We start from the raw sequence: 15,404 nt of genomic DNA, 5'->3' as shown, positions 1-15,404 counted from the left end.
GTGTGACGGACGACCAAGTCAAAACGCGTTCGGCTTACTCGCTTGAGGCTCCCTTCCCATCGCCTTGGGACTTTAATTCGCGATCGGAGCGTTCGTCGAGGCAAAGTGCAAGCAACCGAAAAAACGCCGCAGGCGGAACGCTGGGCAATCGCTCGGCGCCTCCGAAAGTCCTGATGCATTACCCCATGCGGAAGACCGCATCGCATCAGGCCCAAGGGTGTAACGGGCACCCGGCGTTCCGCACGCCCTCTCACAAGGGGGCGGGAAGGAATGCTTACACCTCGGACGCGCAAGCGCCGCGAGAATGCGAGCGTGTGTTTACATGTCACCGAAGCAGGTACCGCTACCCCACTCGATTTAGGTAAGCACTCCTGCTTGTTATTGCGGAGGACGGACCTCAAAACTCCCACTCGACAGGCTCATGGGCAGACGAGGATCACATGATCATCAAGCCCAGCGCATCGTGGCATACCCGCTCGACCCTCAGCAGGTTGGCGCACATTCTCGAACGGACCGGACTCGCTTTGGTTGGGGCTGCCTGCGGGCTGTTCGTTGCCGAGGTCGGCCGCTTCATCGAGGTCATTGGTTCGGGTGAAGTCGTGTTCGCCATGATCATTTACGGGGCTACCGGCTTCTATCTCGGGATCGATCTGCCCCAGGTTCCTGCCGATTACCGCATGCATCTGCCGCTATGGCGCGGGCTGGGCAACAGTGCGGATATGGTGGAGCTGCTCACTGCGGCCGGTACCTTCATAACATCGGTGACGGCGATCACGTCAGTCTCCAGTATCATTCTGGGCGAAACCGTGCGCCCCAGGACGGCTGGCATCATCTGTTTGAGCTGGGCAATCGGCGCCACCATGCAGATCGCTGCCGGTATCATCGCGCGAATAGAGTTAGGCCGTGCCGTGAAAATGGCGAAGCTCGCGCTGTTCTCCCGGTGAAAGGTCAGGACAATCCCGGCTGACGGAGGTCGAACATGCCGCTCTATATGTATCAGGCTGCCTACACGCCGGAATCATGGGCCGCGCAAATGAAGAATCCGCAGAACCGCGTTGAATCCGTTGGACGGCAGACGACGGAGGCTGTCGGAGGACAATTGATCGGTGGTTGGTATTGCCTGGGCGAATATGACGTGATGCTGATCGCCGATGTGCCGGATATCGAGAGCATGGCGGCTATCGCCGTCGCGATTGCGGCGGGCGGCGCTATCAAGTCCAGCCAGACGACTGCATTGATGACCGGGGCGGAACTTGTGGCGGCTCTGAAGAAGTCGGAGTCCGTCATCAAGGGTTACAGGCCCGCGCGATAGACATCGGTGGCGTCGATCGCCCGCTATCGTCCCGGCGTCGCATTCACCAAAGCGAGGATCTCCGCGCCGTAATGCTCCAGCTTCTTGTCGCCGATCCCCGGGATTTCGCGGAGCTGGTCGAGCGTGGTGGGATGTTCGCTGGCGATGCCATCGATGGTGGCATCGTGTAGCACGACATAGGCCGGGACGTTGCGCTTCTTCGCGACTTCGGAACGCCAGGCGCGCAGCACGGCGAGCAGATCGGGATTGGCGTTGTCGCTGCGCGGTGCAGCGAGATCGCCGCGGCGGGATTTGCTGCGCGGGGCGCGGCCGGTGCCGCCGGTTTCCTCGCGGAACATCAGCTCGATCTCGCCCTTCAGCACGCCGCGCGCTTCTTCGGTGAGCTTCAGCGCATTGAACGCGTCCGCGTCCGCATAGAGAAAGCCGCGCGCCACCAGTTGCCGCATCACGGCGCGCCATTGTTTCTCGGTGAGTTCGCCGCCGATGCCGAATACCGACAGCTTGTCATGGCCGAATTGCTTGACCTTGTCGGTGAGGCGGCCGATCAGCACGTCCACCAGATGCATGGCGCCGAATTTCTGCCCGGTGCGATAGGCGCAGGACAACAGCTTCTGCGCGGCGACGCTGCCGTTCCAGACTTTCGGCGGCGAGAGGCAATTATCGCAATTGCCGCAGCGCGTGCCGGTCGCCTCTTCGCCGAAATAACCCAGCAGTCGGGTGCGCCGGCAATCGACGGTTTCGGCGAGGCCGACCAGCGCATCGAGCTTGCCGATGGAGACGCGCTTGAAGGTCTCCGATCCCGTGGACTCGTCGATCATGCGGCGCTGCTGCACGATGTCGGAAAGACCATAGGCCATCCACGCATTCGACGGCTTGCCGTCGCGGCCGGCGCGGCCGGTCTCCTGATAATAGGCCTCGATGCTCTTCGGCAGATCGAGATGGCACACGAAGCGCACATCGGGCTTGTCGATGCCCATGCCGAAGGCGACGGTGGCGACGATCACCACGCCGTCTTCATTGATGAAGCGATCCTGGTTGGTCTCACGCAGGCGCGCGTCGAGCCCGGCGTGATAGGGCAGCGCGAGGATTCCGGCCTTGTTCAATGCGGCTGCGGTGTCCTCGACCTTGGCGCGCGACAGGCAATAGACCACGCCGGCCTCGCCGGAATGACGGTCGCTGATGAAAGCCTGCAACTGCTTCTGCGCGTTGGTCTTGTCGACGATCTCGTATTTGATGTTGGGCCGGTCGAAGCTCGCCACGAAATTTGGTGCGTCTTCCAGGCGGAGGCGTTGCACGATCTCCTGCCGGGTCAGATCGTCGGCGGTTGCCGTGAGCGCAATGCGCGGAATGTTCGGGAACCGTTCGGCGATGACCGAGAGGCCGATATATTCGGGCCGGAAATCGTGGCCCCATTGCGCGACGCAATGCGCTTCATCGATGGCGAACAGGGCGATCCTGGCGCGGCCGAGCATCGACAGGCACCGCGGCGTGACCAGACGTTCCGGTGCGACGTAGAGAAGGTCGAGTTCTCCGGCGAGCAGCTGCCGCTCGACCTCGTTGGCTTCGTCCCAAGACAGGGTGGAATTCAGCACCGCCGCCTTGACGCCCGCCTCAAGCAGGCCCGCGACCTGGTCGCGCATCAGTGCGATCAAGGGCGAGACGACGATACCGCAGCCCGGGCGTAGCAAGGATGGCAACTGGTAACACAGGGACTTGCCGCCGCCGGTCGGCATCAGCACCAGGCAATTGCCGCCATCGGTCACGTGGCGAACGATATCTTCCTGTGCACCGCGAAAACCCGGCAGGCCGAACACCGAATGCAGCACGGACAATGCGTCCGAGGTCTGGAACACGTCTGGCTGATTTTTCGATTGACGCGAGGCGCCAGCGGGAACGGACATGGCGCAGGTCTATTCCTGATTCGAGGGTCGCGTATATCCCGGGAAACGCGTCGTTCCCCCAGGAGAACGCGTCATTCCCGAGAGAATGCTTCATTCTCTTGACATCGCGACCTTTCGCCTTGATCGCGCCGCTTTACCCCTGTCGATGATCCGTTCTAAGAGAATGAGTGCGCGACCGCGCCAGCGTCGCTGCAACCGGGCAAAAAGAAAAGCCGTATGCCATTCATTTTGCGAATCTTTTCTTGGCTTCTGAACCGTCGCCGCGGACCCAAGATCCGCTGGCACGCGGCCAATGAGAATGCCGCGCGAAAAGTGCGCCGGAAATTCAAAAAGGGGCCAAAGTCCGCGATCCTGTCCCATGTCATCGCGCATCGGCCGTCCGTGACGCTGGTGGGGCGGCTGCCCGCGGTCGAAATCTGGAACCTGTCAGATCCGAAGCGTGTCGCGCTGCTCTATCTGCAGCATGGCCGCCGGTTGCGGCTGCCAGCGCCAAAGGCGTTGATGGACGATGCCGTGAAGCGGGCCCGCGCCGCGGAATAGTGGACGTGGTCCACGCGGGGCCATTTGTGCCGTGTGACGTCATGGGCTTGACGGGCCAGTTCCGAGCGGGGATGGTCGCGCCCGGGTCACTCCGTTCCACACTCAATGAAAGACTTCTGCATGATCAAGCGTCTCGGTCCCGGCAAGCGTCTCAGCCAGGCTTCCATCCATGGCAACACCGTCTATCTGGCCGGCCAGGTGCCCGATGAATATTCGGGCGACGTCAAGACGCAGACCAAGCAGGTGCTCGACAAGATCGACGCGCTCCTCAAGGAAGCCGGCACCGACAAGAACAACATCCTCAGCGCCACCGTCTGGCTGCCGAATATCAATGACCGCGATGCCATGAACACGGTGTGGGATGCCTGGGTGCCCGAAGTTGGCCCGGCACGCGCCTGTGTCGAGTCGAAGCTCGCCGACCCCGCCATCAAGGTCGAGATCGCCGTCATCGCAGCGATTCCGTAAATCATGCCTCCCGTTGCCATTGCGGTCGCCCCCAACGGCGGCCGCAAGGTCAAGGCCGACCATCCCGCCGTGCCGCTGACGCCGGCGGAGTTGGCGGTGACGGCTGCGCATTGCCTTGAGGCAGGCGCGGCGATGATCCATGCCCATGTGCGTCATCCCGACGGCAGTCACCTGCTCGATGCGGCGGCCTATCGGGACGCCATCGCGGCGATCCGCAGCGCGGTCGGCGACAGGCTTGTCATCCAGATCACCTCCGAGGCGCTCGGCAAATACACACCAGCGCAGCAGTGCGCGGTGGTGCAGGCGGTGAAGCCGGAAGCGGCGTCGCTGGCGCTGCGCGAACTGGTGCCCGATGCCAGCGAGGAGCAGGCCTTCGCCGATCTGCTCGGCTGGATGAAGCGCGAGCGCGTGACACCGCAAATCATTCTCTACGATGCGCAGGATGCTGCGCGGCTGGCCGAGTTTCGCAAGCGCGGGCTAGTGCCGTTCGAGAAGCTGCCAGTGTTGTTCGTGCTCGGCCGTTATACGGCGGGGCAGACGTCACACCCGGCCGATCTGCTGCCGTTCGTCGTATCCGGCGCGCCAACATTCGAACACTGGAGTGTCTGCGCCTTCGGTGCGCAGGAGACGGCCTGCGTCACCGCGGGCGCATTGCTCGGCGGTCATATCCGTGTCGGCTTCGAGAACAACGAATTGCTGCCGGATGGCTGCCGCGCCAAAGGCAATCAGGATCTGGTTGCAGCCGCGCGACGCGCGATCGAGGCGGTTGGGCTGAAGGCGGCGACGGCGGATGAGCTCAGGGCTGCGACCGCGGAGCTTCCCTAACCTCTCCCCGCGCAGTGCGGGGAGAAGGAGCGCACTGCCGGCGCCAGGACTACTCACTCAAACCACGGCCATTCGGCGCCGCCATCATGCGTGACGGCGCCGCCGGGGGCCTGTCCGACCAGCTTGGCATATTTCGCCAGCGCACCGGCGCGGTGACGCGGCGGGCGCTGCGTCCATGCCGCTCTGCGCGCCGCAAATTCCGTCTCGTCGATCATCAGATCCAGTCGCCGCGCAGGCGCGTCGATGCGGATCTTGTCACCGTCGCGCACCAGCGCGAGTGGGCCGCCGATATAGGCTTCCGGCGAGACATAGCCGATACACATGCCGCGCGTCGCGCCGGAGAAGCGGCCGTCGGTGATCAGCGCGACCTTTTCGCCCATGCCCTGGCCGTAGATGAGCGCGGTGACCCCGAGCATCTCGCGCATGCCGGGGCCGCCGACCGGACCTTCATTGCGGATGATCAGCACGTCGCCTTCCTTGTAGCTGCGATCCTTCACCGCGGCGACGCAGCTCTCCTCGTCCTCGAACACACGCGCCGTGCCCTCGAATACCGTCTTCTTCAGGCCGGCGACCTTGATCACCGCGCCATCGGGCGAGAGATTGCCCTTCAGCACCGCGACGCCGCCATCGGGCATGATCGGCTTTGCTGAACTGTAGATGATTTCGCCATCGGCCTTGTTGGCGTGGCTGTATTCTTCCGCAATCGTGCGGCCGGTGATGGTGATGCAGGAGCCGTCGATATGGCCGCTCTCAAGCAAGGCACGGATCACGACCGCCGTGCCGCCGATGTCGTAGACATCCTTGGCGACATATTTGCCGCCCGGCCGCAAATTTCCGATCAGCGGCGTGCGCGCGAAGACTTCACCGACATCGTCGATGGTAAATTTGATACCGGCCTCGTTGGCGATGGCCGGCAGATGCAGCGCGGCATTGGTGGAGCCGCCCGTGGCGGCCACGATGGCGGCGCCGTTCTCTAGCGATTTGCGGGTGACGATGTCGCGCGGCAGCGGGCCATCGTTGCGCAGCATGTCCATGACCAGACGTCCGGCGCGCCGGGCGAACTGCGCGCGTTCGGCATAGACGCCGGGGATCATCGAGACATTGGGCATGGTGATCCCCAGCGCCTCGGACACCATCGCCATCGTATTGGCGGTGAACTGGCCGGCGCAGGCGCCGATGGTCGGCAGACACGCGCGTTCGATGGCGTCCAGTTCCTGCTTGTCGATGTCGCCGGTCATGAAGGCGCCGACGGCTTCATAGGAGTCCAGGGCGGTCAGCGTCTTGCCCTTGTGCAGTCCCGGCAGCGAACTGCCGCCATAGATGAAGATCGACGGCACGTTGCAGCGGACCATGCCCATGATGACGCCGGGCAACGTCTTGTCGCAGCCGCCGAAGCCGATCAGCGCGTCGTAAGCGAGGCCGTGCATCACGGCTTCGATGGAGTCGGCGATGATTTCGCGCGACAGCAGCGAGAACTTCATGCCCTCATGGTTCATGCTGATGGCATCGGACACCGAGATGGTCGAGAATTCGCGCGGCGTGCCGCCTGCTTCGGAAATGCCAGTCTTGGCGGCGTCGACCTGAAAGTCATGGGTCATGTTGCAGGGCGTCTGCTCACCCTTCATCGACACCACGCCGATCATGGGTTTTGCGATCGCCTCGTCATCAAGGCCCATGGCGCGCATGAAAGCGCGGTGCGGGGCACGGTCGAGGCTGTCGGTGGTGACGCGGGATCGCAATTTCTTCATGGGAATCTGTCCGTTTCTTGGTCTTGTCGTCCAATGCATTGAGGCCACGCCGTGGGGCGTGGCCTCAGGACATCATATAGTGAGATGTCGTGTCTTGCTCTACTGGATCGGCGCGACGATGGTCGGGTGCTTGAACTGCATCGCGTCCATCTTCGGCAGCATGCCGGCCTCGGTGTAGATATCGAGCATCTTCTGCATGGCCGGGAAGTTCGGTGCTGCGCCCGGGTCGCGGGCGAAGTCGTTCTCCTTCAGCAGATAGGTCTCCAGCACCGGGATCGGCGCCTTCATGACTTCGTTGACGACCTTCAGCGTTTCCTCGCGGTTGGCCAGCGCCTTTTTCATGCCGAGGGTGATGTCGGCGACATAGGCCTTCGCGAGTTCGGGGTTCTTGTCGACGAAATCGGCGCGGCAGGCTTCAAGGATGTGCACGATGTTCGGCATCGCCTCGTTCAGCGAGAACAGCTTGCGCGTGCCGCCCTTGGCTTCCATGCGCGCGGCAAATGGCTGGTTCATGTTGATCGCGTCGACGCGACCCTGGCGCAGCGCATCCTCGGAAGCTGCGAAGCCGATCTCGATCAGCTTGACGTCCTTCTCGGGATCGACGCCGGCGCCCTTCAGCAGCATCTTGAACGGCCCGTAGGTGCCGCCGCCAATGACGGAAATGCCGACATTCTTGCCCTTGAGATCGGTGATGGTCTTGATCGGCGAGTCATCCTTCACGGCCCAGTAGACCGAGAAGCTGCCGGGCTTTTCCGACACGTGCTGCGCGACGATATAGGCCTTGAGGTTGCCGCCGTTGACGCCGTTGGCGAGCGACAGCACGCCCTGGGTGGCGCAGTCCAGTGCGCCGGCGGCGAGCGCCTGCGTCATCGGCGAGGTGCCCTGAAACTGCGTCCATTCGATATTGTAGGTCTTGCCGAGATTGGTGAATTCGGTCGGGCGCTTCATCATCCAGTATTTGGATTCTTCGGCTGGAATGGTCCAGCCGACCTTGATGGTCGGAATCGTCTGCGCGTGCGCCGCACCCGACACCGCTCCCGCCGCGAGAGCCGCAGCCACCAGCCACTTCGAAGAACCCAGCTTCATGCCCGCTCACTCCGTTTGATGATGGCCAGACCCGGCCAAAAGAAAAGCCCCACTGTCTTGAAGCCTTTCATGCTTCAAATATTCTGGCAAGCGAGGTGCGTGCCCAACATTCATTCGTGCTGTGGCGCAACAATTGGCAGTTACGCAGGCGTTGATATCATCGTTGCTGCGGCTGCGGGCGCAGCGTAGATAGCTCGCAGATGCGAGCAGCGTGGCTCGGCGGCAGAAGGACAACGGCGTCAAAATGGTGGATTCAGCGGGCGGCAAAGAGAAGCTCGGTTACCTCGGTCTCGGCCTGATGGGACTGCCGATGACCAAACGGTTGCTGAGTGCCGGTTACGATGTGGCCGTCTGGAATCGCTCGCCCGGCAAGGCCAATGCTCTGGTGGAGGCCGGTGCGAAAGCAGCCGCCAGTCCGCGCGATGTCGTCGCGCATGCCAGCATCGTCTTCATGTGCCTCACCGATGCATCGGCGGTGGAGGAGGTCGTGTTCGGCGACAACGGCCTGTCCGGCAGCGATGGCAAGGGCAAGCTGGTCGTCGATTTCTCCTCGATCCATCCGGACAAGACCAAGTCCATCGCGGCGCGGCTGAAGGCGGCGAACGGTATGGGCTGGGTCGATGCGCCGGTGTCGGGCGGCACCAAGGGCGCGGAGGAAGCCACGCTCGCGATCATGGCGGGCGGCAAGGCCGCCGATGTCGAACGTATCAGGCCCTATATTCTGGCGATGGCGCGTAACTTCACGCATATGGGGCCGACCGGCGCCGGGCAGATGACCAAACTCTGCAACCAGGTGATTGTCGGCTGCGCCATGGCGGTGCTGGCCGAAGCGACACGCCTCGCGGTGAATGCCGGTATCGACGCCAAGCGTCTGCCGGAAGCGCTTGCCGGCGGTTTTGCGGATTCGATCCCGTTGCAATTGTTCGTGCCGCGCATGGCCCAGGGCATTCACTCGCCGCCGCTCGGCCACATCCACACGATGCTCAAGGACCTCGATACGGTCGTCGCCGTGGCGCAGGACACATCGACGCCGGTGCCGATGGCTGCGCTCGCGGCGCAGATCTTCCGCATGGGCAAGGCGGTGCGCGGCGCCGATGCCGACGCGCTGGAGATCTACAAGCTGTCGGCACCCAAAGAGTGAAGATCAAGGAATGAAGGTTCTGGTGATTGGCGCGGCCGGCATGATCGGCCGCAAGCTGTGTGAGCGGCTGCTGAAGGACGGTCATGTCGGCGGTGGGGAAATCGGCGATCTGGCGATGGCCGATGCGGTCCCCAGCGATCTGGTCGGCGCGCGCAGCATCATGGTCGATCTCGCAAAACCGGATGCGCCCGCAGCACTGCTGGCGTCAAAACCTGACCTGATCTTCCATCTTGCTGCGGTCGTCTCCGGCGAAGCCGAGCAGAATTTCGACAAAGGCTACGCAGTCAATCTCGACGGCACGCGCAATCTGTTTGAGGCGATCCGCGCGATGGGGGGTGGTTATCGCCCTCGCATCGTCTACACCTCGTCCATCGCGACCTTCGGTGCGCCCTATAACGGTCCTATCGCCGACGATTTCTTTCACACGCCGCTGTCGAGCTATGGGACGCAGAAGGCGATCTGCGAATTGCTGCTGGCGGACTATACGCGGCGCGGCTTCTTCGACGGCATCGGCATTCGCCTGCCGAATATCTGCGTGCGGCCGGGCAAGCCCAATGCGGCAGCGTCGGGTTTCTTCTCCAATATCATTCGCGAGCCGCTGGCCGGGCGTGAGGCGGTGCTGCCGGTAACCGACGACGTCGGGCAGACACATGCCAGTCCGCGCGCGACAACGGAATTCCTGCTTCATGGCGCGACGCTCGACAGCGCCAAGCTCGGCGCACGCCGCACGGTGATGATGCCCGGCGTGCGGGCATCGGTCGCGGACATGATCGCGGCGCTCCGCCGTGTGGGAGGTGACAGTGTTGTGACACGCATCAAGCATGTGCCAGATCCCGCCACGATGGCGATGGTTGCCGGATGGCCCACGATGTTCGATACCAAACGTGCGCTGGCGCTAGGCTTTCAGGCGGAACAGAGTTTCGATTCCATCATTCATGCTCATATCGAGGATGACCTCGATGGCGTCTTTGTGCGTTAGCGGTTAAGGACAATCATGGCGCGCGATATCATCATGGCGGCGGGAGGCATTGTCGTGCAGCGGGGCGAGACGCCGCTGTTCGCCGTGGTCTGCCTGCGCAAGCGCGGCGACTGGGTGTTGCCGAAGGGCAAGCTCGACAATGGCGAGACGCCGCGCGACGCAGCCGAGCGCGAGGTGCTGGAAGAGACCGGCCATGCCGCGTCGGTGCATGACTATCTCGGTGCCCTGGCCTATCCGCTCGGTGAACGGACCAAGGTCGTGCATTTCTGGCACATGGAGGCCGCGGCCGCGCCGTCACGCAAGTTGATGAAGGATATCAGCGAAGTCGCGTGGCTGCCATTTGACGCCGCGCTGGCGCGGCTGACGCGCAGCCATGAACATGCGTTCCTCGCGCAGGTCGGGCCCATGGCGCTGGCGGCAGCAAGGGCAGCGCCGGTCGTGGATGGCGAGCCCGTGCGGCCAATTGCCGTGGGGCCTGTCAGCGTGCGACGTGACACGGGGTTCTTCGCGAAGATCCGGAACTGGTTGAACGGGTAAGTTCTCTCGTTGCAGCGATGGCTGAAGCGGCGGGCTCAGTGCGTGTTGGTCGCGTCATCGAAGCGCAGCACATTGCCGAACGGGTCGGTGATCTTTGGGGCCGTATCGGTCGGACTCGGGCGCGCGAAACGGGCCCGCTTGTCATGCAGCTCCTTTGCGAAAGCCGCGATATTGCTGCCGCGGATATAGACCACGTTGCCCGGCGTGCCGTCGCCATAGTGTTCGCTGAGATGCAGCTTCACGCCGCCGCGCGACACCTGCATGTAGAGCGGGGAGTCCGGCTCGTAACGATGTTCCCAGTCGATCGCAAAGCCGAGGAAGTCGACATAGAACTCCTTCGCTTTAGCAATGTCATAGATGCGCAGAACCGGAATTGCCGGTTCGAAAGTGACGTCGGTCATCGCTGTCTCCCGCTCGTGGCGTAGGGGAGATTATCGCAGCGAAGTCGTCATTGACTAGATCGTGCGGCTAGGCGCCGCGCATGATCACGCCGTACCAGCCGAGACCTTTGTAAGTCTCATAGCCCGGTGTGGCATGGAAGGCGACGAGGCCGCCCGAACGGTCGTGATAGAAGCCGCTGCGGCGGCCGTTCAAGGCCAGCGGGATGCGTTCGGTGAGCAGGCCCTGGCCGTCGGACGAGGCGATGACGCGCAGGTTCGAATCCACCAGCAGTACGCGCGTCTTGTCGTCGTCGACGCGAACGCCCTCGACGATGGCGCGCGCCTGGGCTTCCCAGTCGAAATGAATCGCGAGCACGCCGATGGCGCGGCCATTGGCCTTGCCGCCTTCGCGCACGCTGGCGCAATAGGTCGCGACCTGCGCATTGTTCAGGAGCGGCTGGCGCTCGACGTCGCCCGCGGTGTAGTCGTCGCCGGAGCGCAGCGTACGGGCATCGCGAAACCAGGCAGTGCCGGCGATATTCTGGCCCGTGACATTGAAACGATCGCCACGGCCGCTGGCGATGACATTGCCTTGCATGTCGCACAGCCAGAGATCGAGATAGACGGTGTAGGCGCCGAGGATCACGGCAAGTCGCTCGGAGACATGAGCGACGGTGGCATCGCTCGGTGCGGCTGCGCAATCGACGACGGCCGAGTCGGTCGCCCACCAGCGGACGTCGCAGGTGCGCTCATAGAGATTGCGGTCGATCAGTTCGATGGCATTCAGCGACAGGTCGACCATGCGTTCGCCGCGCGAGCGCTCGGTCATCTTCTCGATCGACGCCATCAGGCTGCCCGTGCGGGCGGTGAGCTGGGATTCCAGATCGCGCGCGATGGTCTCGACCTGCTGGCCGACATTGCGCACTTCCTGCGCGACGACGGCGAAGCCCGCGCCCTGCGCGCCGGCGCGCGAGCTTTCGATCAGCGCGTTCAGCGCCAGCATCTTCATCTGGTTGGTGATGTGCTGGATCGACCTGGTCTTCTCGCAGGCGATCTCGTTGACCTCGGCGGTCAACCGCCCAATCAGCGCGGAGATATCGGAGCTATCGTCGTTCTCTTCGGTTGCATTGGCATGCGCAGAATGACTGCTGCGGTTCATTGCCAAGACCATCGTCGTATCCCCGTTGACAGCAATCAGTTACCTCCCGGTTATCGCCCGATCATGGTTAATCGTGGCTTAATTTTCCGTGTGCCGGGTTCCGCCGACTTGCACGAATAAGCGGCAGGAGTGCGCAACAGGCACTATCTCATTGCGTCTGGTCATGCGCGGCCGCATCCGCAGGACGTTCGGTGCCCCCTAGCGGTACAAATTAGGGCGTCATTAGTGATGCTTATGCACGCGCTCCCGATTGCTCTGACGAACAACGCGATATCAACCACACTCGTGCAGGCTCAAGGCTTCATAGGCCGAGCCATTGTGATGAGCGTTCTCGAAGACCTAACCGGTGCGACCACGTCGGAACTGTCCGACGAATTGATCTTCCAGATCGCCTCGGCGTCCAGCCCCGAGCAGCGCAAATACGCGGCTGACCTGTTCCGGTATTTCGCCAAACAGCTCGAATTCGAATCTTATCGGCGCGGGCAGCAGAGCATGGCCGTTCCACAGCTTCCGTCGCCGGCCATGATTATCGACGCGACGCCCGAACAGGACGAAGCGCCCACGATCCAGCCGTCGGATGACCCTGGCGATGACCCGTCCGTCGGTCTGATCCCGCCGGTGAGCTGGCAGGATTGACGGCGGCGCGACAGTTTTACGTCAGATCCGTTGCTTCCTACCGATTGGCTTAACCATTCGCAGGCCAAATGAGTCGCGAGTGATTCGAGCGTTGCAATCGTGAAGAGCGGGCGTGCCAGTGAGTGTAGTTATCCCTTTCCCCATGCGTGTAGCGGCCCCCCAGGCCGATGAGTGTGAAATCGATCTGCTGAGCGCCGTCGATCTGGCGATCCGCGATCTCCGCGAAATCTCCCAGACCGCGAACGACATCGCGCAGGCGCGTGCGCGTGAATGCCTGGCCATGCTGGAAAGCGCCTATCACGGTGCGCTGCAGGGCTGACGCGTTCTGAGTACGCCGACAGGAGATCAGCGATGCTGTTTCTGGTGATCTCGAATCCGCGCGCAGATCGTCCGTCCGACATGGCGGCCGCGCGTCAGAGCTTCTGGCCGTGGATGGCTGGGTATCAGGCGTCGGGTGTCTGCCAGCACATCTATCCGCGCGTCGGCCGCGGCGTGGTCGCGGTGTTCAAGGTCGATGGCAATGAAGTGCTGCATCGCATCCTGAACGAATGGGCCGATATCATCCCGGCTCAGTTCGAGGTCTATCCGCTGGTCGATCTCGATGCGACCACGGCTCTGCTCGCATCGCAGGTCGCTGCTTCAAAGTAGCGTCGCGAGTTTCAGTTCCCGATCAGCCTTTTCGCGCGGAAACCATCGGTTCGCACCATGGACTCGGCAAATCCGCGTCGCTATATGCGTGATCTCTCCCTTACCAGTATCGGGCACTTTTCATGACGACCACTGACACCGCTGCACCCGTTTCCCAGCCGTTCCAGGCCGAAGTCGCCGAATTGCTGAACCTGATGGTTCACTCGGTCTATTCCGAGACCGACATTTTTCTGCGCGAACTGGTCTCCAATGCGTCCGACGCTTGCGACAAGCTGCGCTATGAGGCGATCGCCAATCCGCAGCTGATCCCCGACGGCCAGTCGCCCAACATCACCATCATTCCGGACAAGGCGGCCGGTACGCTGTCGATCGTCGATACCGGCATCGGCATGGATCGCCAGGAACTGATCGACAACCTAGGGACCATCGCGAGATCTGGGACCAAGTCGTTTCTGTCGCGGCTGACCGAGGCCAAGGACGGCTCGAATCTGATCGGCCAGTTCGGCGTCGGCTTCTATGCGGCCTTCATGGTGGCCGAGAAGATCGTCGTCACCAGCCACCGCGCCGGCACCCATGACGCCTTCACCTGGACCTCGACCGGCGGTGCGGGTTTCGAGATCGGCCAGGTCAGTGACGGCATGAGCGTGCCGACCGGCACCTCCATTGTGCTGCATCTGAAAGAAGACGCGAAGAAATATCTCGAAACTTACGAGATCGAGCGCATTGTCGGCGCCTATTCGGACAACATCCAGTTTCCGATCATGCTCAAGGACGGCGATGCCGAGCCGCGCCAGATCAATTCGGCCAGCGCGCTGTGGCAGCGCTCCAAGTCCGAACTGACGCCGGAGGATTACAGCGCGGCTTACAAGTCTATCGCGCATGCCTATGACGAACCGGCGATGACGCTGCATTACCGTGCCGAGGGCCGCTATTCCTATGCGGTGCTGCTGTTCGCGCCGTCGCAGAAGCCGTTCGACCTGTTTGAGCCGAACCGCAAGGGCCATGTGAAGCTCTATGTGCGTCGCGTCTTCATCACCAACGATGCGGACCTGTTGCCGTCCTATCTGCGCTTCATCCGCGGCGTCATCGATGCCGAGGATCTGCCGCTGAACCTCTCCCGGGAGATGCTGCAAAACAATCCGCAGCTCGCGCAAATCAGGAAGGCCGTGGCGACCCGTGTGATCGGCGAGCTGGAGACGCTGAGCGAGAAGGATGCCGAGACGTTCACCAAGATCTGGGACGCCTTCGGCCCGGTGATCAAGGAAGGCATCTATGAGGATTTCGAGCGTCGCGAGAAGCTGCTGGCGCTGTCGCGCTTCACGACGACCTCCGGAGAGAAGCGTTCGCTGAAGGACTATGTCGCCGACCTGAAGCCGAACCAGACCGAGATCTATTATCTTGCCGGCGACAGCCTTGATCGCCTGAAGTCGAATCCGAAGCTGGAAGCCGCCAAGTCGCGCGGAATCGAGGTGCTGCTGCTGACCGACGCTGTCGATGCGTTCTGGTCGTCGGCGCCGCTGGATTTCGACGGCAAGCCGCTGAAGTCGCTGAGCCAGGGCGAGGTCAATCTCGATCTGATCCCGCGCATTGATGAAGACGCGACCAAGGACGAGCCGAAGACCGAGACCGACGAGGCCGCGACCATCGCCGTCATCAAGGATGCGCTCGGCGAGCGCGTTTCGGACGTGAAGGTCTCGACGCGTCTGACCACGTCGGCGTCGTGTCTCGTCGCCGGCGGCGCCGGTCCGGATCGCGAGCTCGAGCGCATGCTGGCGATGCAGAATCGCGGCAGCGTCACCAAGCCGATCCTCGAGATCAATCTGCGCCATCCGCTGGTGGCGAAGATCGCCGGTGCCGACAAGGCGGCGGGCGGCGAAGCGTCCGACATCGCGTTCCTGCTGCTCGAGCAGGCGCAGATCCTCGACGGCGAATTGCCAGAAGATCCGGCCGCGTTTGCGAGCCGTCTCAACCGGTTGGTGCTGCGCGGTTTGTGATCGCCGACCATTCACGGCGCGGGGCATTCGTCCCCGCGCTTTTGATGCCAAGG

At 62.7% G+C, this 15,404-nt stretch carries 17 protein-coding genes; 12 read left to right on the top strand and 5 right to left on the bottom strand.

All coding sequences use genetic code 11. From position 1 onward, the window contains the following. Positions 1-440 precede the first annotated feature (440 nt). Both HP556_RS19170 and HP556_RS19165 read left to right on the top strand, forming a co-directional pair. Entirely contained in the window at positions 441-944 is a 504-nt protein-coding gene (locus HP556_RS19170) for a hypothetical protein (protein ID WP_210269244.1), read from the top strand. 35 nt (positions 945-979) lie between these two features. Continuing rightward, entirely contained in the window at positions 980-1,312 is a 333-nt protein-coding gene (locus HP556_RS19165) for a GYD domain-containing protein (RefSeq protein ID WP_175368142.1), read from the top strand. Between the two features lie 23 nt (positions 1,313-1,335). Here HP556_RS19165 and recQ read toward each other — a convergent pair whose 3' ends face one another. Then, positions 1,336-3,213, bottom strand: a complete 1,878-nt coding sequence (gene recQ, locus HP556_RS19160; protein WP_089267826.1) for a DNA helicase RecQ — start codon at positions 3,211-3,213, stop codon at positions 1,336-1,338. A gap of 312 nt (positions 3,214-3,525) precedes the next feature. On the opposite strand from recQ, the gene HP556_RS19155 reads away from it, so the two are divergent. The 3 genes from HP556_RS19155 (at position 3,526) to HP556_RS19145 (ending at position 5,043) form a co-directional block, all read left to right on the top strand. Next, positions 3,526-3,753 (top strand): hypothetical protein, encoded by a 228-nt coding sequence (locus HP556_RS19155; RefSeq protein WP_147421582.1) that lies wholly within the window; start codon positions 3,526-3,528, stop codon positions 3,751-3,753. Between the two features lie 120 nt (positions 3,754-3,873). Further along, positions 3,874-4,218 (top strand): RidA family protein, encoded by a 345-nt coding sequence (locus HP556_RS19150; RefSeq protein WP_120288051.1) that lies wholly within the window; start codon positions 3,874-3,876, stop codon positions 4,216-4,218. A gap of 3 nt (positions 4,219-4,221) precedes the next feature. Further along, positions 4,222-5,043, top strand: a complete 822-nt coding sequence (locus tag HP556_RS19145; RefSeq protein WP_175368141.1) for a beta-keto acid cleavage family enzyme — start codon at positions 4,222-4,224, stop codon at positions 5,041-5,043. Positions 5,044-5,096: 53 nt separating this feature from the next. On the opposite strand, the gene ilvD is transcribed toward HP556_RS19145, so the two are convergent. Further along, positions 5,097-6,791, bottom strand: a complete 1,695-nt coding sequence (ilvD, locus tag HP556_RS19140; protein ID WP_175368140.1) for a dihydroxy-acid dehydratase — start codon at positions 6,789-6,791, stop codon at positions 5,097-5,099. Positions 6,792-6,890: 99 nt separating this feature from the next. Beyond that, positions 6,891-7,877: an ABC transporter substrate-binding protein gene (locus tag HP556_RS19135; RefSeq protein WP_175368139.1), complete on the bottom strand. Its 987-nt coding sequence runs from the start codon at positions 7,875-7,877 to the stop codon at positions 6,891-6,893. 244 nt (positions 7,878-8,121) lie between these two features. Between HP556_RS19135 and HP556_RS19130 the strand changes: the two genes are divergently transcribed. Genes HP556_RS19130 through HP556_RS19120 form a run of 3 tightly spaced genes read left to right on the top strand, consistent with a single transcriptional unit; the run spans position 8,122 to position 10,534 of the window. Then, entirely contained in the window at positions 8,122-9,018 is an 897-nt protein-coding gene (locus HP556_RS19130) for an NAD(P)-dependent oxidoreductase (protein ID WP_175368138.1), read from the top strand. A 10-nt stretch (positions 9,019-9,028) separates the two neighbouring features. Beyond that, positions 9,029-9,997, top strand: a complete 969-nt coding sequence (denD, locus tag HP556_RS19125; RefSeq protein WP_175368137.1) for a D-erythronate dehydrogenase — start codon at positions 9,029-9,031, stop codon at positions 9,995-9,997. 15 nt (positions 9,998-10,012) lie between these two features. Further along, the gene (locus HP556_RS19120) at positions 10,013-10,534 is read left to right on the top strand and encodes an NUDIX hydrolase (protein WP_089267820.1); all 522 of its coding nucleotides are present in this window, start codon (positions 10,013-10,015) and stop codon (positions 10,532-10,534) included. Between the two features lie 35 nt (positions 10,535-10,569). Here HP556_RS19120 and HP556_RS19115 read toward each other — a convergent pair whose 3' ends face one another. Together HP556_RS19115 and HP556_RS19110 are read right to left on the bottom strand one after the other, a co-directional pair. Beyond that, positions 10,570-10,935 (bottom strand): glyoxalase superfamily protein, encoded by a 366-nt coding sequence (locus HP556_RS19115; RefSeq protein ID WP_175368136.1) that lies wholly within the window; start codon positions 10,933-10,935, stop codon positions 10,570-10,572. Between the two features lie 67 nt (positions 10,936-11,002). Beyond that, positions 11,003-12,073 carry a methyl-accepting chemotaxis protein gene (locus HP556_RS19110; protein ID WP_244528141.1) on the bottom strand — a complete coding sequence of 357 codons (1,071 nt, stop codon included), beginning with the start codon at positions 12,071-12,073 and terminating at the stop codon, positions 11,003-11,005. 321 nt (positions 12,074-12,394) lie between these two features. On the opposite strand from HP556_RS19110, the gene HP556_RS19105 reads away from it, so the two are divergent. The 4 genes from HP556_RS19105 (at position 12,395) to htpG (ending at position 15,351) form a co-directional block, all read left to right on the top strand. Continuing rightward, positions 12,395-12,709, top strand: a complete 315-nt coding sequence (locus HP556_RS19105) for a hypothetical protein (protein ID WP_089267817.1) — start codon at positions 12,395-12,397, stop codon at positions 12,707-12,709. Between the two features lie 142 nt (positions 12,710-12,851). Then, positions 12,852-13,028, top strand: coding sequence for a hypothetical protein (locus HP556_RS19100; RefSeq protein ID WP_210269243.1), 177 nt, complete (start codon positions 12,852-12,854; stop codon positions 13,026-13,028). Positions 13,029-13,060: 32 nt separating this feature from the next. Next, positions 13,061-13,357 (top strand): DUF3303 family protein, encoded by a 297-nt coding sequence (locus HP556_RS19095; RefSeq protein WP_093757559.1) that lies wholly within the window; start codon positions 13,061-13,063, stop codon positions 13,355-13,357. A gap of 122 nt (positions 13,358-13,479) precedes the next feature. After that, entirely contained in the window at positions 13,480-15,351 is a 1,872-nt protein-coding gene (htpG, locus tag HP556_RS19090; protein WP_175368135.1) for a molecular chaperone HtpG, read from the top strand. Positions 15,352-15,404: the final 53 nt, after the last annotated feature.

The organism is Tardiphaga robiniae (assembly GCF_013359755.1).
GTDB classification, from domain to species: domain Bacteria; phylum Pseudomonadota; class Alphaproteobacteria; order Rhizobiales; family Xanthobacteraceae; genus Tardiphaga; species Tardiphaga robiniae.
The sequence above is the reverse complement of the archived record's forward strand: the minus strand, read 5'-3'. Positions and strand labels throughout refer to the sequence as shown.

What these genes read in the sequence shown, in the direction of transcription:
- HP556_RS19135 (WP_175368139.1), bottom strand. Translation starts at nt 7,877, where the DNA reads ATGAAGCTGGGTTCTTCGAAGTGGCTGGTGGCTGCGGCTCTCGCGGCG.
- HP556_RS19170 (WP_210269244.1), top strand. Translation starts at nt 441, where the DNA reads ATGATCATCAAGCCCAGCGCATCGTGGCATACCCGCTCGACCCTCAGC.
- HP556_RS19110 (WP_244528141.1), bottom strand. Translation starts at nt 12,073, where the DNA reads ATGAACCGCAGCAGTCATTCTGCGCATGCCAATGCAACCGAAGAGAAC.
- HP556_RS19150 (WP_120288051.1), top strand. Translation starts at nt 3,874, where the DNA reads ATGATCAAGCGTCTCGGTCCCGGCAAGCGTCTCAGCCAGGCTTCCATC.
- HP556_RS19145 (WP_175368141.1), top strand. Translation starts at nt 4,222, where the DNA reads ATGCCTCCCGTTGCCATTGCGGTCGCCCCCAACGGCGGCCGCAAGGTC.
- HP556_RS19120 (WP_089267820.1), top strand. Translation starts at nt 10,013, where the DNA reads ATGGCGCGCGATATCATCATGGCGGCGGGAGGCATTGTCGTGCAGCGG.
- HP556_RS19130 (WP_175368138.1), top strand. Translation starts at nt 8,122, where the DNA reads ATGGTGGATTCAGCGGGCGGCAAAGAGAAGCTCGGTTACCTCGGTCTC.
- denD (WP_175368137.1), top strand. Translation starts at nt 9,029, where the DNA reads ATGAAGGTTCTGGTGATTGGCGCGGCCGGCATGATCGGCCGCAAGCTG.
- HP556_RS19100 (WP_210269243.1), top strand. Translation starts at nt 12,852, where the DNA reads ATGCGTGTAGCGGCCCCCCAGGCCGATGAGTGTGAAATCGATCTGCTG.
- HP556_RS19095 (WP_093757559.1), top strand. Translation starts at nt 13,061, where the DNA reads ATGCTGTTTCTGGTGATCTCGAATCCGCGCGCAGATCGTCCGTCCGAC.
- HP556_RS19105 (WP_089267817.1), top strand. Translation starts at nt 12,395, where the DNA reads ATGAGCGTTCTCGAAGACCTAACCGGTGCGACCACGTCGGAACTGTCC.
- htpG (WP_175368135.1), top strand. Translation starts at nt 13,480, where the DNA reads ATGACGACCACTGACACCGCTGCACCCGTTTCCCAGCCGTTCCAGGCC.
- HP556_RS19115 (WP_175368136.1), bottom strand. Translation starts at nt 10,935, where the DNA reads ATGACCGACGTCACTTTCGAACCGGCAATTCCGGTTCTGCGCATCTAT.
- ilvD (WP_175368140.1), bottom strand. Translation starts at nt 6,791, where the DNA reads ATGAAGAAATTGCGATCCCGCGTCACCACCGACAGCCTCGACCGTGCC.
- recQ (WP_089267826.1), bottom strand. Translation starts at nt 3,213, where the DNA reads ATGTCCGTTCCCGCTGGCGCCTCGCGTCAATCGAAAAATCAGCCAGAC.
- HP556_RS19165 (WP_175368142.1), top strand. Translation starts at nt 980, where the DNA reads ATGCCGCTCTATATGTATCAGGCTGCCTACACGCCGGAATCATGGGCC.